Consider the following 20,276-nt stretch of genomic DNA (forward strand, 5'->3'; position numbering starts at 1 on the left):
TTGATGATGTTGTAGCAAGAAATGAGAATATTAAAAAAAGTCCAGGTCTTATAATTAGATTATAAACTAAAAGTTTCCATAAGTGAGCATTTAATTATATATCGGCGAATTATTATTTTTTGGATGATGATGTGAATTACGGAATGGTTTGGTTGTCGAAGGAATGGCTGATAAAGGATGATGTAAATGGAAAAGATTGATTATCGAAATGAAACATTGAGTTTTGAAAAACGAGCCCAAGATTTAGTCGCAAAGATGACCTTAGAAGAAAAAGTAACCCAAATGGTATACAATTCACCAGCGATTCCCCGATTGGGCGTCCCAGCTTACAATTGGTGGAGTGAGGCGCTACATGGTGTGGCGCGGGCAGGTGTTGCTACCGTATTTCCACAGGCAATCGGTCTGGCAGCTACTTTTGATGAGAAGTTGATTTACGATGTGGCTGAAGTTATCTCAATTGAAGCAAGAGCTAAATTTCACGAATTTCAAAAAAAAGGAGATCATGGGATATATAAGGGTTTGACATTCTGGTCTCCCAATATCAATATTTTTAGAGACCCTAGATGGGGACGTGGGCACGAGACTTTTGGGGAAGACCCATATTTGACAGGGCGGCTTGGTGTGTCCTTTGTCAAAGGGCTACAAGGGCAAGATGCAAAGTATTTAAGAACTGCCGCCTGTGCAAAGCATTTTGCCGTCCATAGTGGTCCAGAAGGTGAGAGGCATAGTTTTGATGCTGTGGTTTCACCAAAAGACTTGCGGGAAACCTATTTACCTGCATTTAAAGAATGTGTCAAGGAAGCGAAAGTGGAAGCGGTAATGGGGGCGTATAACAGAGTTAACGGTGAGCCCTGTTGTGGCAGTAAAATGCTTTTGCACGAGACACTACGACAAGAATGGGGATTTACTGGGCATGTGGTATCTGATTGTTGGGCAATAAAAGATTTTCATGAGAACCATAGAGTGACTAGTAGTGCTCCCGAATCAGTAGCCTTGGCTCTAAATAATGGTTGTGACTTAAACTGCGGCAATATGTATCTTAATTTATTGATTGCGTACCAAGAAGGTTTAGTTTCCGAGGAAGACATAGACACTGCGGTAACAAGATTAATGATTACAAGAATGAAACTAGGTTTGTTTGATGCTGCTGAAAAGGTTCCTTATACGACGATTGGTTTTGAGCAAAATGATTGTCAAGAGCATCGGGATTTCGCCTTGGAAGTAGCAAAGAAAACACTGGTGCTTTTGAAAAATGAAAATAATTTACTGCCTTTGGATCGTAATACAATAAGATCCATTGCGGTTATCGGGCCCAATGCTAACAGCAGGGAGGCACTAAGTGGCAATTATTTCGGTACAGCTTCTAACTACGTTACAGTACTGGAAGGAATCCGCGGAGCAGTAGGAAATAATATGGCGGTCTCTTACGCCCAAGGCTGCCATTTGTATAGAGAAAAGGTGGAAAATTTGGGAGAGGTGCAAGATCGATTTGCTGAAGCCGTTTCTACGGCAGAAAGAGCGGATGTTGTCATCATGTGTATGGGGTTGGACGCGAGTATCGAAGGGGAAGAGGGCGATGTTTCCAATGAATACGCGAGTGGGGATAAATTAGGCTTACAGTTACCAGGTTTGCAGCAAGAGTTACTTGAAGTTATTTATAAGACAGGGAAACCAATTATTCTGATACTTCTTTCGGGAAGTGCTTTGGCTGTGACCTGGGCGGCAGAAAAAATACCTGGCATCATTCAGGCTTGGTATCCGGGAGCAGAAGGGGGCAAAGCTTTGGCTTCGGTAATTTTTGGTGAATGTAGTCCCGTAGGAAAGTTACCAATTACCTTTTATCGAACCACTGAGGAACTACCTGAGTTTACGGATTATTCCATGAGAAATCGAACCTACCGATATATGAAAAATGAAGCTTTATACCCCTTTGGTTATGGACTTAGTTATACTACCTTTACATATCACCAATTAACATTAACGAATAAAAAAATTTCTGTTGGGGAAAACGTTGAATGTTCTATACTCGTAAAAAATACGGGACTTTTTGCATCGGATGAGACAGTGCAGCTGTATATAAAAGATGTTAAAGCAAGCGTAGAAGTCCCTATCTGGGAATTGCGAGGCATAAAAAAGGTCCATTTACTGCCAGGAATAATAAAAAGAGTAACCTTTTCCTTAACTCCAAGACAGTTAGCGCTGATTAATTATGAAGGTAAGTGTATATTAGAGCCTGGTGAATTTGAAATATACGTGGGCGGATGTCAGCCTGATACTAGGAGTCTTCAGTTATTGACTGGCAAGGTGATGGAAAAAATAACATTAGAGGTTATCGGCGAAGCGATAGAATTGGAGTATTAATCAGTAGTTCTTTTGAAAAATCCTTAACCTCAATAGGGATACAGAGGAATAAGGGGGATAACGTTGAATGAAAGAGATCCTAAAAATGACTGACATTGAAAAACGTTTTCCAGGTGTATATGCTCTGAAGGGTGTAAATCTTGAAGTTAATGCTGGAGAGGTACACGGACTGTTAGGTGAAAATGGTGCAGGAAAGTCAACACTTATGAAAATTTTAGGTGGAATCTATCCTCAGGATAAAGGTGCGATATTCGTTAATGGTGTTGATTGTACCGCTATGTCTCCAGAAGGAGCACAAACACTAGGAGTAGGTTTTGTCCATCAAGAGCTGAATCTTGCGGAAGCCTTGAATGTAGCTGAGAATATATTTATGGGAAGGCTGCCTTACAAAAATAAGCTGCTAGGAATTATTGACTATCAGACGTTGTACCAACGAACGGAAGAAATTTTAAATAAGCTTGGTTCCAAAGTAAAACCTACGGATATAGTAGAAAATCTGCCCACAGCACAAAAACAACTGTTAGAGATTGGTAGGGCGATTAGCTTAGATGCGCAAATTGTAATATTTGATGAGCCTACTACTTCTTTGGGGAATGATGACGTAGCTGCTCTGTTTAAAATTATTAATACTCTGAAACAAGATGGTGTTGCGATCATTTATATATCACATCGATTGAAAGAAATATTTGAGATATGCGATCGTGCTACGGTACTGAGAGACGGTCAGTATATTGGTACAGTGGATGTGGAAAATGTTTCGCAGAATACCTTAATCTCCATGATGATTGGTCGTGATATCACAGAATTATTTCCTAAGGAATATGGACAAATTGGGGAAACCATACTGGAGATACAAGAGTTATCAGATTATGCAGGAAAGGTCAAAAATGTATCTTTCTATGCGAAGCGTGGTGAGATTGTCGGTTTTGCAGGTTTGGTGGGATCAGGCAGAACGGAGATCGTTCGCATGTTATTTGGTGCAGACCCCATGTCTCAAGGGATTGTCAAAGTAAGAGGAAAAAAGGTTACGATAAATACGCCTAAAGATGCGATAAACCAAGGGATTTGTTTACTTACAGAAGATAGAAAGAATCAAGGGTTATCATTGATTATGTCTGTAACGGAAAACATCAGTATGACCAATTTGCAAGATGCTATTTTAAAGCATAACAAGCTAAGGGCAATTGCTGAAAAATTTAGGGAAAACCTGCGAATTAAAACGGCATCTGTAGACACGCCAGTTGGTAATTTGTCAGGCGGAAATCAGCAAAAGGTAGTTTTAGCTAAATGGCTGAATACCGCCTCAGAAATTTTCATTTTTGATGAGCCTACAAAAGGTATTGATGTGGGCGCTAAGGCGGAAATATATCAGATGATGAATCAATTAGTAAAAGAGGAAAAGACGGTAATTATGATATCCTCTGAACTTCCCGAACTTTTGGGGATGGCAGATAGAATTTATGTAATGTGCGAAGGCAGGTTAACGGGAGAAATACCGAAACAGGATGCAACGCAAGGGAAAATCATGGCGTTTGCAACCGTAGGGGGGGCATCATGTTGAACCCAAGGCTCAGTGAAAACTCAGCCATGTCTAGAAAAATAGATAGTAAAGATTTATTTCTGAAATATTCGGTGTATATTGTTTTGGTAGTTCTGGTGATTGTTTTTTCACTGATTAGTCCACTCTTTTTAAGCCAAGCTAATATCGGCAATTTTTTTCGGCAAGTCCCCACTGTTGGAATTGCGACTGTTGGGATAACAATGCTGCTGATAACTGGAAGAGTTGATTTGTCAGCAGGGAGTATCGCTGCTTTTGCAGGAACGGCTGCAGTTTTTCTAGCGATAAAAGGTTTTTCCCCTCCTGTGGTTATGTTAGCAGCGATTGGCATAGGAGTATTTTGGGGGTTTATCAACGGTTTTTTTATTGTGAAATTTAAGTTAGACTCTTTTATCTTGACGTTAGGTACTGATTATATGATCCGTGGCATCATTTTATTTTTAACCAATGGTATCTATGTGAAAGGTGTTCCGGATTGGTTCTATTCGTTATCCAACACTAAAGTGGGTGTTAACTTTATTTTTACAAATACCTTGATTTTTGCATTTGTGGTAGTGGCTTTAACCTATGTTATGAAACATACTCGGTTTGGACGCTATTGCTATGCGGTAGGATCTAACCAGGAAGCTGCGAGATTATCTGGGATTAATATTCAAAAGCACCTAATTAAAGTATTTATGCTGGAAGGCGCTCTCGCGGCCTTAGCGGGAGTATTACTAATGTCTAATCTTAATGTTGGAGCGCCAAGCGAAGCTGCTGGTGTTGGCCTATTTGCAATGGCTGCGGCAATTATTGGGGGGGCCGCTTTCAGTGGTGGTGTTGGCAATATCCCCGGAGCAGTTGTCGGTATTTTTACTCTTGAAGTATTCCGCAATGGACTCGCGATTTTAGGTTTGAATTCGTTTATCCAGCAGGCTGTTACCGGTGGTATTATTGTTATCGCAGTTGTTGTAGACTACTATCGCCGCACTAGATAAAGATAACATATAACTACAATCAAATTCAGTAGGAGGTGTAAGTGCTAGCAAAGTTTTTTCGAACAGCAGGGGGAGGGTGGTTTATCATAAGTAAAATGTTGGGGGAGATATGGATGAAAAAGAAAATACTAGCATTACTACTCATTGGAATTGTGATTGGGTTAGTGACTGGTTGTACGGGCTCCGATTCTAAGGCTACAAATAATACATCCAGCTCAGATAAAAAAACATTATATTTTATTCCGATAGTGGATACGGGCGCGTACTGGTCGCCGATGAAAAAAGCGGCAGAGGAGCGAGCTAAGGAACTTGGCTATAATTTAGTATTTAAAACTTCACCTCCTAGTGAATCACAAAAGAACGAAAAACATATTGGCTTTCTCCAGGAAGCGATATCGAGTGGTGCTGTAGGGATTGCGATTGCACCGATGGATCCAGATATGTTTGATCGTAAGGTTAAAGAAGCAAAGGATGCAGGATTGCCAATTGTTACTTTTGATGCAGATGTTAAAACAAAGGAAAACAGAGCCGCTTATGTGGGTACTGATAATAAACTGGCTGGTGAAGAATTGGGGAAAAAAGCTGCAGAATATTTAAAAGGAAAAGGAATTAAAAACGGCAAAATCGCTTTAGCAGCTGTAAATCTTACGCAAACAACTATGACATATCGACAGGATGGCATAAAGAAAGGTTTTGAGAGTGTCATGGGAGCGGATGCCCAAGGTTTCACCTGGTTAGAGCCAATTCAAGATAATGATCAAGCTTCTGAATCTAAAAGACAAATGGAAGGGCAAATAACTTCAAATCCAGATATGATTGCGGTATTCTCTCTAGGTTCAGAGGGGCCTGACACTGGGGTTATGGAAGCAATCAAATCCCAGGGAAAATCTGGTAAAATATATCATTTTGGTTTCGATTATACCCCTACTTGGGAGAATGGAATTAAAGAAGGACTAATTACAGGTATCGTTGACCAAGATTCCTATGCTATCGGCAAAACAATTATTGATGTAATGGACAAAATTATTAAAAAAGAAAAAATACAAGATAACTACCCCGTGCCAGTTAAGTGGGTAGAAGCGAATCAAATCGTTGAATATGGCAAAGATAAGCAAAAGCAATTTACAAATGAGACCAAGTAGTTGAAGCAAAGGTAATTAGTTTTTTGCAGTCTAGGCTCATGTGTAATTTATTGTAGAAAGACCGGGGCACCTTATAACAAGGAATCCCGGTCTTTTTTATTGAATATCTAGTACCCAAAATGATATCTCACTTAAAATTTAACTTGCAGGCAGGGGTTTTGTCTCATAAAGGTAAATCATCTAGTATTAGGCTATTTACAAAGCTAATAATTGGATGGAGGATAAATCATGTACAAATATCTGATATTTGATATCGATGGAACAATTATTGATACAGAAAAAGCGGTTATCAGTTCATTACAAAAATTATTAAAAGTAGAGACGGGCATTGATTACCCATCGGATGAATTGTCTTTCGTATTAGGCATTCCGGGAGTGGATGCATTAAAGCAGTTAAACATTCAAGATACTGAAAAAGCATGTGAAAAATGGAATGAGTATTTAAAGGAATTTTACAACTCTATACGAGTTTTCCCCGATTTAGAAGAAATCATAAAGCATTTGCATCAATTAAAGATTAAAACAGGTATTGTAACATCAAAAACAAAGCAAGAACTAACTGACGATTTTTACCCTTTTGGCTTACATGATTATTTTGATTATATAGTTTGTGCTGATGACACCATTAAACATAAGCCTGATCCAGAGCCGATATTAAAATGTCTAGAAATTGCTAAAGTATCTCCAGCTGAAGCGATTTACATCGGTGATACTAGTTATGATATGCTAAGTGCCCATAATGCAAGTGTTGATTTTGCACTTGCATTATGGGGAACAAAAGATCCGAATTTAAATGCGAAGATAAAGTTAAGTCATCCAAGAGAGCTTTTGGACATTGTCGGTATTCCCTCAATATAGATGTTTCTCTTAAATTTACCTGCTAATGAATCAAATTTCAGCAATGAGGCGGACGGGTAAGCCGCTGGAGTTTTTTAAATGAAGGGGGAAACAATAAATTCTGAAGTCATCTTGCTTTAGTTTTTCAAGGTTGACAATATTTTCGATGACAAAAATATTGTGGTCTGCGCAGAATTGATCTGCTTTACGATGATCCTCTTTTCTTTTCACACCAGCTGCGTCTATACCAATGAAATTGACTTCTTTTTGTATTAATAATTCAAGGGTTTTATCGGATAATTCGGGATGACCTATTTCAGGATGTCCTAAATAGAAATCTGTTCTGTAATAGGTTTTGAACCAGTCTGTTTTGAAGATTACAAAATCACCTTTTTGAATATCAACTTTGTTTACGAAATCAGAAGGTTCAACTTGGTGATTGAACATATTCTCTACATGAACAATTTTAGCTGGGCTGATAAATCTGTCTAGTTCTAAATTTTCTACGTCCATGATATCGAGATGAGTACCTAGATGTCCCAAGCGAGCCACGCTTACGCCGGTTTTATCGTTGAAAAAGGGATTGTTTTTGTCTTGTTCATCAATAGGAAGAGTTAAATCGATTAACATGAATATCACTCCTTGATTTTGTTTACTAAGGAAACTATAATACAAGTAAACAAAGTAGTCAAGGCTAAATCTGCTTGATTTTATAAAGAATTTAGTGAATAATAAGATTATGAAAAAAAATGATATGAAAGATTTTTTGAATACGTTAAAACGCCTTACGATTAAGATGGGAGAGCTGGGCAGGCATGCTAGTGACATAACATCAATTGGTAAACTCAGTTTTTCAGAGCTAAGTCTGATGACTTTAATTGGAGACTTTGAGAATATAAATGTTACCGAATTGGCATTAAAATATGGTGCGACTAAGGGTGCTGTTTCTAAAATGGTTAAGAAACTAGTGCAAAAAAATTTAGTAAAAAAGTCGAGAACACAAGAAAACGAGAAAGAAGTACTCTTGTCATTAACTGCAGTAGGTATTACTATTTTTAATGAAAAAGAAGCGCATTTTGAAAAACTGTCACAGGACGTTACAAGGGAACTTCAAAGTCTGACCCAAGAGCAGCGGAAAGCACTATTTAATATATTACATCTTGTCGAAGAGCATATTGATGAGCATTTAAGCGAGGCGGATGTGGAGAAATAATTATCTATAGCATTTTTGTATGGCTCGAATTGTAAAATCATGTTAAATAAAAAATAAATGATATCATGTTACTATATTTGAATTACAGTAAGAAAAAGAGATAAGCGTAGAAAAAAAGTAGGAGATAAACACTCCTACTTTTTTCTTTTTTCAGTTAAGGCTGAGGTTTTGCTTTAACTTTCTTTGAGCGGAAACTTCTATTGTAGAATAATGATGTTAAATTTTTCTATAGTTGTAATTAAATTGAATTTTAAATATAATTGCCTTGATAGTATAAAATGGACGGATAAATGTTATCACCGTTGTCTGAAAGGAGGTCGACATGGAGATACGGCATTTGGAATATTTCATAGAAGTAGCACGACAAAAGAGTTTCAGTAAGGCGGCTGAAGAAATGCATATTTCTCAACCATCTATCAGTAAAGTAATCAAAGATATTGAAAATCAGTTTGGCGTTACTCTTTTTTACCGTAGCACAAAGTATGTTGAATTGACTGATGCAGGTGGAATCATTTTAGAACAGGCAGTTAAAATCGTTTCATCTTTTCAAAATATAAATGTTAATCTAATTGGGGGATCAAAATTAAAGTCAGGAAAGATAAGGATCGGTATTCCGCCGATTACTGGCCTTACAACCTTTGCTCGTTTATTTGGACCTTTTAGAAAGGCATATCCGAACATCCACTTGGATTTGTTTGAGTTTGGATCTAAAAAAATTGAAATCGGTATACTAGATGGGACACTCGATGTAGGTATAATATGTATTCCCCCTAGAGAGAAAGAACTTTATGAAATGATTTGCAGTATCCAAGATCCACTACGACTTGTAGTGTATCCTGGACACCCTTTCGCTAAATGCGAAGTTATTGATTATGCTAGCCTTATTAATGAATCCTTTGTGCTTTATAGCAGTGATTTTAGTCTAAATGATGTAATTATTGAGCGGTGCATGCAGGCAGGGTTTCGTCCTAAAGTTATTTTCGAAACGTTGCAGCTTGAACTTATGACACAACTTGTAGCTGATCATTTTGGCATAGCTCTTTTGCCAAGTACGGTTTGTCAGCACCTAGATTGTAAGGCGTTAATTTCTATCCCTATGGGCAACCCTCAAGTATATTTGCAGTTAGCCATGGCATGGAAAAAAGAGAGGTATATTTCTCATGCGACTGAAGAATGGCTGCAATTTGTAAAAACTAGGATGGATTTCAATAATAAAGAGTTTGATATTACACAGAACCAATGGTTTTGGGATAATGCTACGCCTTCATAAAAAAAGTATTATTTATGTTTTAGCAATAAATATATTTTAAAAGCGTATACATATAGATTAGCACAAATCCTATGCCCTTTTGGCTATTTTTAATCTACTTATTCATAATCTAAATGCGATATATACTGAATTGATATTTCACTTAAATTTATAAGAGATATACAATTAAGGCAATAGTAAAGGTTATAAGTAGATTAAAGTAGACAAAGAAAGATTAGGAGGAGTCATTCATGAGCGGGTATACTAACGTTCTAGATCAGGGAGTAGCTGATAAGAATGAAGGGGAAATTTCGGAAGAAAAGACTTTAAATAATGAAAAGAATGAAACAAAATTAGTGGATATTACACAGCAACAATGGTTTTGGGATCAGGGAGTGATGTCATAATATATGTGACAAAACAATCCTAATTGATATAGTACAAATAAGTATTTAAAGCAATGGAGCCTAAGGACTAACCAGCGTATTACCAAGAAAAATAACTAATTTTATAAAGTTACATGATGAAACCGCTCTAAGGGCTCTCTTTTTAAAAGAGAAGTCTTAGAGCGGCTTTGTTTTTCTTATTGAACAGTGACCCAAAGGTCGGTGGCCCTAGCGGTATCATTAGTATTTGGAATGATGGTAAGTTTACCTTTCCCTGGAGCAATTGCGGTAAAGCTTGCTTTGGTGTTATCTTGTCCAGTTGTATCTTGTTTCATAACATTACCAAAGAAGTTTTCCCCTGAAGAGGTGAAACGTGTATTTGTAGTAAGGCCTGGTGCAGGCTCTAAAATTAATGTTTGTCCAACTTTTAAGACAAGATTATTGTTAGAGAGCTGGACTTTGTCTGTAGCACCATAACTATAGGTAACTCGAACATCTGTTACATCCGTTACTGGTTTAGCTGGAGAAGTGGGAGAAGGGGAAGTAGGAGATGAAGGGGAAGTTGGACTGGGGGTGGGAGTAGGATCCGTAGGGGTAATATTTGTACATCCACCTAGTAGTAACATTGCTGTCAATGCTAATCCGAGGAAAATACTGAGCCATTTTTGGTTATGTGTGGTCTTCATAAGAGCCTCCTTTTGTCGTAGCAAAACTTTTTTACGTATTTATGCACAGTTTTATATTCCTTAAGATATAGATTGACCTTTTACTAGTAATTTATGCATTACTAATTTTGGACAATTATTTATAGTGGCAAATAAAGATGCAATTCCCTTTGTATTTGTATTTTATTGTGCGATCTTTTAATAGATATGCAGGGGATTACAAGTAGAAGAAGAATGCTTTATTCATAACGATATTTTGTTTCCAGGGGGGAGATAATGCAATACAAAGAAGAGTCTCATGTAAGGCGCTTATGGGAAATCCTCGCAGTAGCTACCTATCTTGGTGTGGTTTCTTTCGGCGGGCCTTTAGCGCACGTAGGATATTTTCATAAGGAGTACGTGAAGAAGAGAAAATGGATTGATGAAGCTCTTTATGCGGATATTGTAGCTTTATGCCAATTCCTTCCTGGCCCAGCCAGCAGCCAAATTGGAATTGCGATTGGAACTTATCGGGGTGGTTATCTTGGCGGGATTTTAGCTTGGATTGGTTTTACGTTACCCTCCGTGTTGCTTATTGTTTATGCCTATTATGGTTTGCGAGAAATAGGAGAGGGGCAAATAACCTTTATACATGGTCTAAAAATTGTGGCTGTTGCGGTTATTTCGCAAGCGGTATGGGGCATGGGAAGAAAATTAGCTCCTGACAAGAAACGTGCGACCATTGCCTTGGCTGCGGCTATGGTTACTTTATTATGGCCTGCTGCTTATATTCAGATTATAGTGATAGTAGCAGCAGGAATCCTAGGATTGTTTTTTGCAGATTCGGTAAAGATAAGTCAAGGCCAGGCGGTAGCATTTTCGGTAAAACGTCAGGTTGGCATGTGGTTACTTTTATTGCTATTTATTTTATTATTAGGCTTACCAATACTGCGCCAAACTTTTGGCGGCAAGTGGATTCAGGTAATTGACGTTTTTTTTCGTATTGGTTCCTTAGTATTTGGTGGTGGGCATGTGGTACTGCCTATGCTTGAAAAAGAGATGGTACCTACGGGCTGGGTTGATAGCAGTCAATTTCTTGTGGGTTACGGTCTTGCTCAAGCAGTGCCGGGTCCCTTATTTACTTTTGCTGCTTACCTGGGTGCTGTAATTCATGGCTGGATGGGTGCAATGGTAGCAACCATAGCTATTTTTCTACCTTCTTTCCTGTTGGTTTGGGGCGTAATGCCATTTTGGAATCAAATTCGTAAGCAGAGCCAATTTCAAAAGATATTGTGGGCTGTTAATGCTGCTGTTGTTGGTATATTACTTGCCGCCTTATACAATCCAGTTTGGATAAACTCTATAGGGAATTCTAAAGATTTTGCCATTGGATTACTTTGCTTTGGTTTATTACAGTATTGGAAGGCTCCACCTTGGTGTGTGGTTTTATTAGCGTGTTTCTTATCCATTATATAAATAAAAAATATTATTTTTAGGGGGGAGATTATGATTCGTTTTGGTGTTATAGGTACGAGTTCGATTACCGAGGAATTTATTCGATGTGCTAGTTTACATGGCGAATTCTTTTTACAAGCAGTTTATTCTAGAACAGAAGACCAGGGAAGAGTTTTTGCTGATAAGCATGGGGCCAAGAATGTTTTTACCAATCTAGAGGAGATGGCTCAAAGCAATCTTATTGATGCCATCTATATTGCTAGTCCCAATTCCCTGCACGCCAGCCAAGCAATATTATTTATGTCTCATGGCAAGCATGTACTTTGTGAGAAACCGTTGGCATCCAATTTAAAAGAAGTTTCCCTTATGGTAGAAGCTGCTAAAAAATATCAAGTATTATTGATGGAAGCATTAAAGACGACTTTTTTGCCTAATTTTCAAGCTATAAAACAAAACATCCACAAAATAGGAACAGTGAGGAAGTTCTTTTCGAACTTTTGTCAATATTCCTCTCGATATGATGAGTATAAGGCGGGTAAAATACTGAATGCCTTTAATCCGGCTTTATCCAATGGTTCTATTATGGATATTGGTGTTTACTGTATTTATCCAGCAGTTTATCTTTTTGGCAAGCCTGAAAGGGTCTCGGCAAATGCAATTATGCTTGATTCTGGAATTGATGGTGCAGGTAGCATTATTCTTCATTATTCTGAAATGGAAGTCATCATATCTCATTCGAAAATAACAAACTCAGCAGCGATCAATGAAATACAGGGGGAAACGGGAGTCATTGTCATTAATAAAATGTCAACGCCTAAACAGGTAAAAATTATTTATAGAGATGGCTCGAGTGAAGAATTACAGCAAGACCAATCAAATGATTTTATGTTTTATGAAGTACAAGAATTTATTAGTTTAATTAAAAATAATAAATTTGAATCAACAATTAATTCTTTTCAACTATCGTTAGATGTAATTGAAATTATGGATGAGTGCAGAAGGCAGATTGGTCTTCGGTTTCCAGCGGATGAGGGATAGTAGGTTCCTTATAAAGGGAACAGGCGAATCTCTTTAATATATGGTAATAATTTGCAAATTGGATAAAGACATTCGCTTTTTTAAAGGCTGCTTTCCTTTACAGTTTTGTGTATTTATATTATATTATCTCTTATACCATATATAATTACATATAGAAAAGTACATAGAATATGGGAAGGATAATGGAGGTGAAAGGCATGGCTATTAAAACAATAGGAAAACATTGTAAAGGCTGTGGAGTTTGTGTTACATTCTGTCCTAAACAAGTACTGGGGTTAGATGCTCTTGGTAAAATTGCTATTAATGACGAGAGCAAATGTATTAAGTGTAAACAATGTGAAACACGTTGTCCTGATTATGCAATATTTGTAGAAAAATAGAGGAGTGATTTAATAGTGGGAAAAGTACTGCTCTTGCAAGGTAATCAAGCTTGCGCTGAAGGTGCGATAGCTGCAGGTGTTACATTTTTTGCAGGTTATCCAATTACACCATCAACGGAAATTGCTGAAATAATGGCAAAACGTCTACCAGAGGTTGGTGGAAAGTTTATTCAAATGGAAGATGAGATCGCTGGAATTGGAGCGGTCATTGGAGCTTCTTTAACAGGTAAAAAAGTGTTGACGGCCACAAGTGGGCCTGGTTTTTCATTGAAACAGGAATTTATTGGGTACGCTACGATTGCAGAAGTACCCATTGTTATAGCGAATGTACAACGTGTGGGTCCAAGTACAGGGCAACCGACATCTCCTGCGCAAGGAGATATGATGCAAGCAAGATGGGGAACCCATGGTGATCATCCTGTAATCGCCTTAACGCCAGCGAGTGTACCTGAATGCTTTACATTAACGATTAAAGCCTATGAACTTTCCGAAAAGTTTCGTATGCCAGTTCTATTAATGCTAGATGAGATTATTGGGCATATGCGTGAAAAAATTGAAGTTCCTGATTACGATACGGTTGCAAAACCAGTTCGCAAAGGACCAAGGGTAGCACCTAGTGAGTTTAAACCATATCAAGCTGATAGCGATGGTGTACCACCTATGGCTGATTTTGGTAAAGGTTACCGCTGTCATGTAACAGGTTTGGTTCATGATGAAACCGGCTTCCCGAATGGATCGCCTAAAGCGACAGAAACCTTAATCAAGAGGCTGCATGATAAAGTAGACAATGCAATTGATGAAATTACTATGTATGAAGAATATAAGTTAGAAGATGCTGATATTGCCATTGTAACTTATGGTGGAACAGCACGTTCTGCCTATGCCGCGATTGATATGGCCCGTGAACAAGGCATTAAAGTCGGGATGTTCCGACTGATTTCAGTATGGCCATTCCCTGAAAAAGAAATTGCAAAATTGGCTGAAAAAGTGAAAGTAATTGTTGTTCCAGAACTTAACTATGGCCAAATGGTTGGTGAAGTTAAGAAATCAGTAGCAGGAAAAGTTCCAGTGAAGCCAATGTCTAAATATGACTCTGAACCTATCTCACCAAAAGAATTACTAGAGTTTGTGAAAAATCTTTAATTTAGGGGGGTACAATAGATGGAAAAATTAATTAAAAAGTATTATCGTCCTCGTTTGCCACATATTTGGTGTCCGGGCTGTGGTAACGGGATTGTTACCAGCTCCATTATAAAAGCCATTGATAAATTAGGTCTTGATCAAGACAAAACTGTCATTGTTTCAGGAATTGGCTGTTCCTCAAGAGCCTCAGGCTACCTTGATTTTGATACGGTTCATTCTCTTCATGGTCGTGCACTGCCTTTGGCTACAGGGATAAAATTAGCTGATCCTGATTTAAATGTTATTGTTATAACGGGTGATGGAGATGGTACTGCTATCGGTGGTAATCATTTCATTCATACAGCACGCCGCAATATTAATCTAACTGTCATATTATTTAATAACAATATTTATGGCATGACAGGTGGTCAATATTCACCACTAACACCGACGGATAGTAAAGCTACGACAGCTCCTTACGGTACTTTAGAACGTGCTTTTGACGTTGCTGAATTAGCAAAAGCAGCAGGCGCTACATTTGTCGGACGTGGAACTGCTTTTCATAGCCAGATGTTAGTGGATGTAATCGCCCAAGGTATTAGCCATGATGGATTCTCCTTGATTGAAGCAGTGACCCAATGTCCAATTTATTATGGTCGCCAAAACAAGAAGGGTGATGCTTCTACTATGCTTAAAACACAACGTGACAATGCAGTGACTGTCGAAGCTGCTAAGAAATTAAGTGCTGAGCAGTTGGAAGGCAAGTTTACTATTGGTGTATTACATAAGAGTGAGGCGCCAGAATATACAAAACAATACCAAGGTGTAATCGATAGAGCACAGAAAGGAGCTAAATAATATGATTGAGATGCGTTTATCTGGCTCTGGCGGACAAGGATTAATTTTGGCAGGCATAATTTTAGCAGAAGCAGCATTGCTTGATGGTAAGATGGCGATCCAATCCCAATCTTACGGCCCAGAAGCTAGAGGTGGTGCTAGTAAGTCAGAAGTCATTATTTCTGATAAAGCCATTCACTATCCAAAAGTAACAAATCCAAATCTTGTATTAGCAATGACACAGGAAGCTGTTGACAAATATTCGAAGGATTTGCCTGCGGATGGAATATTGATGATTGATACTACTTTTGTAAAGACGGTACCGGAGCATTTAAAAAATGTGTACCAGCTGCCAATCACGGAAAAAGTAACAGAAGAATTGGGAAAATCATTATTTGCCAATATCGTTGCTTTGGGCGCGATTGTTGCAACAACAAAAGCAGTAAGTGTTGAATCCATAACAGCAGCGATTCTTCATAGGGTTCCTAAAGGAACAGAAGATATCAATAAACGTGCTCTTCAACTTGGTATATCCTTAGTTAGTCAATAACAAGGAGGCTTTAGTATGCAGACAGTAACTAAGTTGGGTATTCAGCCTGTAGAACAATCCTTTTTTAAACGTTTTGGTTTGATTATAGGTGTATTGATATTGCTTGGTATTGTACTCATGCCGACTCCTGAAGGGCTACCGATAGCAGGGCAGCGAATGCTCGCTATATTAGTATTTTCCGTTATTGTTTGGATGACAGATACTATTTCCTATCCAGCCAGCGCTGCTGTCATTATGGCATTAATGGCATTTTTGATTGGCACCTCACCAAATGTGGCCGATGCGAAAACAGTTATTGGAACAACAAAGGGCTTAACTATGGCCTTAGACGGTTTTAGTAATACCGCATTGGCCCTAGTCGGTGGGGCACTTTTTATTGCCGCTGCTATGATGCAAACGGGGTTAGATAAACGGATTGCTTTGGTTGTCCTATCAAAAATCGGTGCAAAAACCAATCGAGTATTAATTGGCGTAATTTTGGTAGGATTTATCCTTAGCTTTTTTGTTCCAAGTACTACAGCTCGTGTGTCTTGTATGGTACCTATTGTTATGGGGATTATCGGGGCCTTTGGTGTAGATTTTAAAAGTAAGTTCGCGGGTATGATGATGATTGCGGTTGCACAAGCAGATAGCATTTGGAATGTAGGGATTAAAACAGCAGCTGCGCAAAATATGATTGCTTTAGGTTTTATTGAGAAACAACTTGGCATTTATATTAGCTGGCTTGATTGGTTCATCGCTGCAGTGCCCTTTGCAGTGTTTATGTCTGTAGCTTTGTACTATGTATTAATGAAGCTTATGCCTCCAGAAACAGATGAAATTTCTGGTGGGAAAGAAGCGGTTGCTAAGGCACTGATCGAACTTGGCCCTATGAAAACAAATGAGAAAAAGTTAATGATACTATCAGTAATACTACTCTTTTTGTGGGCTACGGAAAAGATTGTTCATCCTTTTGATACCTCTTCGACTACCATTGCTGCAATTGCAATTATGTTATTACCTGGTATTGGTATTATGACATGGAAGGAAGCACAAGCTAAGATACCTTGGGGGACATTGCTCTTATTTGGTGTGGGTATTAGCCTTGGTTCGGCTCTTCTATCAACAAAGGCTGCTACCTGGCTTGCAAAGATGATTGTTTCTGCTTTTGGCTTGCAGACGATGCCGATACTAATGGTTCTCGCTATTCTTGCAGCATTTCTCATTATTATTCATCTTGGTTTTGCCAGTGCTACTGCATTGGCAGCAGCGATGATACCAATTATAATATCCATGCTGCAAGGAGTGCAGACTCCTGGCGTTAATGTAGTAGGCATGACCATGATTCTGCAATATGTAGTTAGCTTTGGTTTTATTTTACCAGTAAATGCGCCGCAAAACATGGTAGCCTATGGTACGGATACTTTTGAAGTAAAAGACTTTATAAAAACAGGCATTCCATTAACAATCATTGCTTACGCTTTGATTCTAATTCTTGGAGCGACTTATTGGAAATGGTTAGGGTTAGTGTAGTCAAAAAGGAAGCGGCATCTTTAGATGCCGCTTCCTTTTTTATGGTATCAGAATTTATAAGTTTCTAGTTAAAAAGATTGAACCACAAAGACACAATGCCGCTATCGCGGCACACAAAGAAGATGGGAATGAAATAGATAGAACCCCTTTGTGACCTTTGTGTCTTTGTGGTTTAAAAAGGTTTTCTTATTCAGTGTTCTTACAGCGTGCTTGTGAATTGTGGCGTATAAAAGAGTTAATCAAGTGTTAAGCTAATCGAGGGGGAATGATATGAAAAGAAATCATGTTACTATTCTATATAGTTTGCTTATCCTAATTTTATTAGTCACTGCTTGTTCTCCACTAAAGAAGCCGGAGAATTCGGTAGATCCGTCGCCTAAAGAAGATGTACCCTCGCCAATACATGATAAATACAAAAGAGGCCAGAACATTCCAGGGAAACTATATTGGGCTGGTAGTGCTGAGGATAAAAAAGTTGCGTTAACTTTCGATGATGGTCCAGAGGATCATTGGACTCCTAAAATTCTGGCGATATTAAAAGAAAAAAATGTAAAAGCTACTTTTTTTGTTATTGGTAAACAAGCGCAAGCATATCCCGAAATGTTACAGAAAATTGATGCCGAAGGGCATGTGATTGGCAACCACACCTTAGATCATACTAGTTTAATCACGCTGGATAAACAGGCAATCGCAAAAGAATTAGAAGAATGTTCATCCATAATACATAGCATAACAGGAAAGACGCCCAAATTAGTTAGGCCCCCTTTTGGTTTTCATAATGAGAATGTGGACTCTGTTATTTATTCCAAAAACCAGTTTATTATTCTTTGGTCAGTAGATACAGACGATTGGAAGGGGTTCGATTCGGCAACTGTGAAAGATCGAGTAATCCCAAAGATGAAAAATGGCTACATTGTGTTACAGCATGATGGAGTCAATCCTCATTTAGGGGGAAGTGTGGAAGCTTTACCTGTGATAATTGATGAATTGAAAAAACAAGGCTACAGTTTTGTTACAATTCCCGAATTGTTAGAGCTGCCTCCTTATGAGGAAAAGGATTTTGATAGGATCGATTAAGCTCCTTTAAGGGAATAGTTGTAGCATTTTATATTGAATGTTACAATAAGGAAAGAGAAAAAGAAAAATTTTCCTATAGGGTAAAATATAGCATTGGTATGAATACACTTAATGGCAATAGTAAATACGAGAGGAGTGAAACGTAGTGATTTCTATCAGCGGATAGAAATTGACTAGGGATAAAAATGGATACTAAAATGTTAGAAAAATATGCACGTCTAATTGTAAAAACAGGGGTAAATATTCAAAAGGGGCAGACAATGGTGATTACGTCTCCGATTGAATGTGCCTCTTTTGCTAGAATGGTAGCGCAGTTTGCCTACGAAGAAGGCGCAAGGGATGTTGTTCTAAATTGGAAAGATGAATTATTGGCAAAAATTCGCTTCATGCAGGCTCCCGAAGAAGTATTTGAAGAATTTCCTGAATGGCAAAAGGAATTTTATTTATCCTATGTAAAACAAGGAGCTGCTTTTGTCAGTATTGCAGCATCGGATCCAGAATTATTTAAGGATGTCAATCCTGGCAGATTAGTTAAAGTCCAAAAGGCTAGTAATACGGCACTTAAGGAATATCGGGAAAGAATCATGAGTAATAAAAACTCTTGGTGTGTTGTGTCTATTCCAACAACGGCTTGGGCTAAAAAGGTGTTCCCAAAACTATCAGAGGAACAAGCGGTTGAAGCCTTATGGGAAGCGATTTTAAAGACGGTAAGAGTAGATACCACAGATCCTGTCGCTGCCTGGGAAGAACATAAACGAAATTTGAAAAAACATGCAGAGTTTTTAAATACGCATCAATTTCAATTCCTTCAGTACAAAAATTCCTTAGGTACGGATTTAAGAATTGAGCTTCCAAAAAATCATGTATGGCTTGGCGGCTCAGAGTTTACTCCAGAGGGCTTAGAGTTTCTTGCGAATATGCCTACAGAAGAAGTTTTTACTATGCCAAAGAAGACTGGGGCGAATGGAACGGTATTCAGCTCAAAACCGCTTAACTACAATGGGAATCTAATTGATGATTTTTCTCTTACTTTTAAGGAAGGAAAAGTTGTTGATTTTACAGCGAAACAAGGCTACGAAATTTTAAAAGGACTGGTTGAGACTGACGAGGGGTCTCATTTTCTTGGTGAGGTGGCATTAGTACCTTACAACTCGCCAATTTCAAATTCAAATATACTATATTACAATACTCTCTTTGATGAAAATGCTTCTTGTCATTTAGCCATAGGCAAAGCCTATCCTGTATGTATCAAAGACGGAGAAAATATGAGTAATGAAGAACTAAAAGCCTTAGGTGTAAATGATTCTTTAACGCATGTAGATTTTATGATAGGGACAAAGGATCTTGAAATCATCGGAATTACAGCAGAAGGAAAAGAAATTGCTGTATTTAAAAATGGCGATTTTGCATTTTAGGTAGAATAGTGATCTGCTTGTTTAAAAAACGGCTACTCCACAAGGGGTAGCCGTTTTTCTTAGACGCAGGTTACGTTATGTATATGTATTCTAGGATTTAACAATCGATACAACTTGGTACATACAACCGCCATATTCGTTCAATTGCTGCTTTAACTCTGCTGCGCTGATTGTTTCGGCGGCTGTTTCGATAGCAATCGTAGCTGTGCTGCCTGTTTTATTAGAAGAAGCAGAGACTTGCTTAATATGGACAAACGGTAAATCGGATTTACGAATACTGCCGATAATTTCTTCAATACTTCGCTCTGTATTGCCGATTTCTAGTTGGAAAACATCATGTTTAGTCAAGGTACTCACTCCTTATTTTATTAGTCAAATCAGGGTTATGTTATTTTCTAAATTACTTCGACAGATAGACAGGAATTCCTTCATGAAATTACCTAGTAATTAATATTTATTATTCAAACAAGTGTAAGAACTATTTTCTTGATATGAAATAAGCTATGAAGTAAGATAAGCAAAT

At 38.1% G+C, this 20,276-nt stretch carries 20 protein-coding genes; 17 read left to right on the forward strand and 3 right to left on the reverse strand.

Features of this window, described 5'->3' with window-relative positions; genetic code table 11:
- The first annotated feature begins 186 nt into the window (after positions 1-186).
- The 5 genes from QSJ81_RS05810 to QSJ81_RS05830 all read left to right on the forward strand — a co-directional run bounded on the left by QSJ81_RS05810 (position 187) and on the right by QSJ81_RS05830 (position 6,896).
- Positions 187-2,361 carry a glycoside hydrolase family 3 C-terminal domain-containing protein gene (locus QSJ81_RS05810; RefSeq protein ID WP_285716473.1) on the forward strand — a complete coding sequence of 725 codons (2,175 nt, stop codon included), beginning with the start codon at positions 187-189 and terminating at the stop codon, positions 2,359-2,361.
- A 67-nt stretch (positions 2,362-2,428) separates the two neighbouring features.
- Entirely contained in the window at positions 2,429-3,922 is a 1,494-nt protein-coding gene (locus QSJ81_RS05815; RefSeq protein WP_285716474.1) for a sugar ABC transporter ATP-binding protein, read from the forward strand.
- A complete protein-coding gene (locus tag QSJ81_RS05820; protein ID WP_285716475.1) occupies positions 3,916-4,896 on the forward strand; it encodes an ABC transporter permease in 981 nt (326 codons plus the stop codon). The genes QSJ81_RS05815 and QSJ81_RS05820 overlap by 7 nt, the downstream gene beginning before the upstream one ends.
- Before the next feature lie 113 nt (positions 4,897-5,009).
- Entirely contained in the window at positions 5,010-6,038 is a 1,029-nt protein-coding gene (locus tag QSJ81_RS05825; RefSeq protein ID WP_285716476.1) for a sugar ABC transporter substrate-binding protein, read from the forward strand.
- 228 nt (positions 6,039-6,266) lie between these two features.
- Positions 6,267-6,896, forward strand: a complete 630-nt coding sequence (locus tag QSJ81_RS05830) for an HAD family hydrolase (RefSeq protein WP_285716477.1) — start codon at positions 6,267-6,269, stop codon at positions 6,894-6,896.
- Between the two features lie 30 nt (positions 6,897-6,926).
- On the opposite strand, the gene QSJ81_RS05835 is transcribed toward QSJ81_RS05830, so the two are convergent.
- A complete protein-coding gene (locus QSJ81_RS05835) occupies positions 6,927-7,505 on the reverse strand; it encodes a cyclase family protein (RefSeq protein WP_285716478.1) in 579 nt (192 codons plus the stop codon).
- A 109-nt stretch (positions 7,506-7,614) separates the two neighbouring features.
- Here QSJ81_RS05835 and QSJ81_RS05840 point away from each other — a divergent pair, with 109 nt between their 5' ends.
- The 3 genes from QSJ81_RS05840 (at position 7,615) to QSJ81_RS05850 (ending at position 9,744) form a co-directional block, all read left to right on the forward strand.
- Positions 7,615-8,088, forward strand: a complete 474-nt coding sequence (locus tag QSJ81_RS05840) for a MarR family winged helix-turn-helix transcriptional regulator (protein WP_285716479.1) — start codon at positions 7,615-7,617, stop codon at positions 8,086-8,088.
- 322 nt (positions 8,089-8,410) lie between these two features.
- On the forward strand, positions 8,411-9,358 hold the full coding sequence (locus tag QSJ81_RS05845; protein WP_285716480.1) for a LysR family transcriptional regulator: 948 nt from the start codon (positions 8,411-8,413) through the stop codon (positions 9,356-9,358).
- A 230-nt stretch (positions 9,359-9,588) separates the two neighbouring features.
- On the forward strand, positions 9,589-9,744 hold the full coding sequence (locus QSJ81_RS05850; protein ID WP_285716481.1) for a hypothetical protein: 156 nt from the start codon (positions 9,589-9,591) through the stop codon (positions 9,742-9,744).
- A 176-nt stretch (positions 9,745-9,920) separates the two neighbouring features.
- On the opposite strand, the gene QSJ81_RS05855 is transcribed toward QSJ81_RS05850, so the two are convergent.
- The gene (locus QSJ81_RS05855) at positions 9,921-10,409 is read right to left on the reverse strand and encodes a hypothetical protein (protein ID WP_285716482.1); all 489 of its coding nucleotides are present in this window, start codon (positions 10,407-10,409) and stop codon (positions 9,921-9,923) included.
- A gap of 255 nt (positions 10,410-10,664) precedes the next feature.
- Between QSJ81_RS05855 and chrA the strand changes: the two genes are divergently transcribed.
- The 9 genes from chrA (at position 10,665) to QSJ81_RS05900 (ending at position 19,753) form a co-directional block, all read left to right on the forward strand.
- A complete protein-coding gene (chrA, locus tag QSJ81_RS05860) occupies positions 10,665-11,843 on the forward strand; it encodes a chromate efflux transporter (protein WP_285716483.1) in 1,179 nt (392 codons plus the stop codon).
- Positions 11,844-11,873: 30 nt separating this feature from the next.
- Positions 11,874-12,860 (forward strand): Gfo/Idh/MocA family protein, encoded by a 987-nt coding sequence (locus QSJ81_RS05865; protein WP_285716484.1) that lies wholly within the window; start codon positions 11,874-11,876, stop codon positions 12,858-12,860.
- Between the two features lie 197 nt (positions 12,861-13,057).
- The gene (locus QSJ81_RS05870; protein WP_285716485.1) at positions 13,058-13,240 is read left to right on the forward strand and encodes a 4Fe-4S binding protein; all 183 of its coding nucleotides are present in this window, start codon (positions 13,058-13,060) and stop codon (positions 13,238-13,240) included.
- 15 nt (positions 13,241-13,255) lie between these two features.
- Complete coding sequence (locus QSJ81_RS05875) at positions 13,256-14,383, forward strand: 2-oxoacid:acceptor oxidoreductase subunit alpha (RefSeq protein ID WP_285716486.1); 1,128 nt, start codon at positions 13,256-13,258, stop codon at positions 14,381-14,383.
- Positions 14,384-14,401: 18 nt separating this feature from the next.
- Positions 14,402-15,220, forward strand: a complete 819-nt coding sequence (locus QSJ81_RS05880) for a 2-oxoacid:ferredoxin oxidoreductase subunit beta (protein ID WP_285716487.1) — start codon at positions 14,402-14,404, stop codon at positions 15,218-15,220.
- A 1-nt stretch (position 15,221) separates the two neighbouring features.
- Complete coding sequence (locus QSJ81_RS05885; RefSeq protein ID WP_038672469.1) at positions 15,222-15,749, forward strand: 2-oxoacid:acceptor oxidoreductase family protein; 528 nt, start codon at positions 15,222-15,224, stop codon at positions 15,747-15,749.
- Positions 15,750-15,764: 15 nt separating this feature from the next.
- On the forward strand, positions 15,765-17,261 hold the full coding sequence (locus tag QSJ81_RS05890; RefSeq protein ID WP_285716488.1) for a DASS family sodium-coupled anion symporter: 1,497 nt from the start codon (positions 15,765-15,767) through the stop codon (positions 17,259-17,261).
- A gap of 270 nt (positions 17,262-17,531) precedes the next feature.
- Positions 17,532-18,338, forward strand: coding sequence for a polysaccharide deacetylase family protein (locus tag QSJ81_RS05895; RefSeq protein ID WP_285716489.1), 807 nt, complete (start codon positions 17,532-17,534; stop codon positions 18,336-18,338).
- Positions 18,339-18,523: 185 nt separating this feature from the next.
- A complete protein-coding gene (locus tag QSJ81_RS05900) occupies positions 18,524-19,753 on the forward strand; it encodes an aminopeptidase (RefSeq protein WP_285716490.1) in 1,230 nt (409 codons plus the stop codon).
- 90 nt (positions 19,754-19,843) lie between these two features.
- Here the strand turns inward: QSJ81_RS05900 and QSJ81_RS05905 are convergent, their stop codons facing one another.
- A complete protein-coding gene (locus QSJ81_RS05905) occupies positions 19,844-20,101 on the reverse strand; it encodes a hypothetical protein (RefSeq protein ID WP_285716491.1) in 258 nt (85 codons plus the stop codon).
- Positions 20,102-20,276: the final 175 nt, after the last annotated feature.

Source organism: Pelosinus sp. IPA-1 (genome assembly GCF_030269905.1).
GTDB lineage: Bacteria > Bacillota > Negativicutes > DSM-13327 > DSM-13327 > Pelosinus.

Coding starts and splice junctions, on each gene's coding strand:
- QSJ81_RS05810 (WP_285716473.1), top strand. CDS start 187: ATGGAAAAGATTGATTATCGAAATGAAACATTGAGTTTTGAAAAACGA.
- QSJ81_RS05815 (WP_285716474.1), top strand. CDS start 2,429: ATGAAAGAGATCCTAAAAATGACTGACATTGAAAAACGTTTTCCAGGT.
- QSJ81_RS05820 (WP_285716475.1), top strand. CDS start 3,916: ATGTTGAACCCAAGGCTCAGTGAAAACTCAGCCATGTCTAGAAAAATA.
- QSJ81_RS05825 (WP_285716476.1), top strand. CDS start 5,010: ATGAAAAAGAAAATACTAGCATTACTACTCATTGGAATTGTGATTGGG.
- QSJ81_RS05830 (WP_285716477.1), top strand. CDS start 6,267: ATGTACAAATATCTGATATTTGATATCGATGGAACAATTATTGATACA.
- QSJ81_RS05835 (WP_285716478.1), bottom strand. CDS start 7,505: ATGTTAATCGATTTAACTCTTCCTATTGATGAACAAGACAAAAACAAT.
- QSJ81_RS05840 (WP_285716479.1), top strand. CDS start 7,615: ATGAAAAAAAATGATATGAAAGATTTTTTGAATACGTTAAAACGCCTT.
- QSJ81_RS05845 (WP_285716480.1), top strand. CDS start 8,411: ATGGAGATACGGCATTTGGAATATTTCATAGAAGTAGCACGACAAAAG.
- QSJ81_RS05850 (WP_285716481.1), top strand. CDS start 9,589: ATGAGCGGGTATACTAACGTTCTAGATCAGGGAGTAGCTGATAAGAAT.
- QSJ81_RS05855 (WP_285716482.1), bottom strand. CDS start 10,409: ATGAAGACCACACATAACCAAAAATGGCTCAGTATTTTCCTCGGATTA.
- chrA (WP_285716483.1), top strand. CDS start 10,665: ATGCAATACAAAGAAGAGTCTCATGTAAGGCGCTTATGGGAAATCCTC.
- QSJ81_RS05865 (WP_285716484.1), top strand. CDS start 11,874: ATGATTCGTTTTGGTGTTATAGGTACGAGTTCGATTACCGAGGAATTT.
- QSJ81_RS05870 (WP_285716485.1), top strand. CDS start 13,058: ATGGCTATTAAAACAATAGGAAAACATTGTAAAGGCTGTGGAGTTTGT.
- QSJ81_RS05880 (WP_285716487.1), top strand. CDS start 14,402: ATGGAAAAATTAATTAAAAAGTATTATCGTCCTCGTTTGCCACATATT.
- QSJ81_RS05885 (WP_038672469.1), top strand. CDS start 15,222: ATGATTGAGATGCGTTTATCTGGCTCTGGCGGACAAGGATTAATTTTG.
- QSJ81_RS05890 (WP_285716488.1), top strand. CDS start 15,765: ATGCAGACAGTAACTAAGTTGGGTATTCAGCCTGTAGAACAATCCTTT.
- QSJ81_RS05895 (WP_285716489.1), top strand. CDS start 17,532: ATGAAAAGAAATCATGTTACTATTCTATATAGTTTGCTTATCCTAATT.
- QSJ81_RS05900 (WP_285716490.1), top strand. CDS start 18,524: ATGGATACTAAAATGTTAGAAAAATATGCACGTCTAATTGTAAAAACA.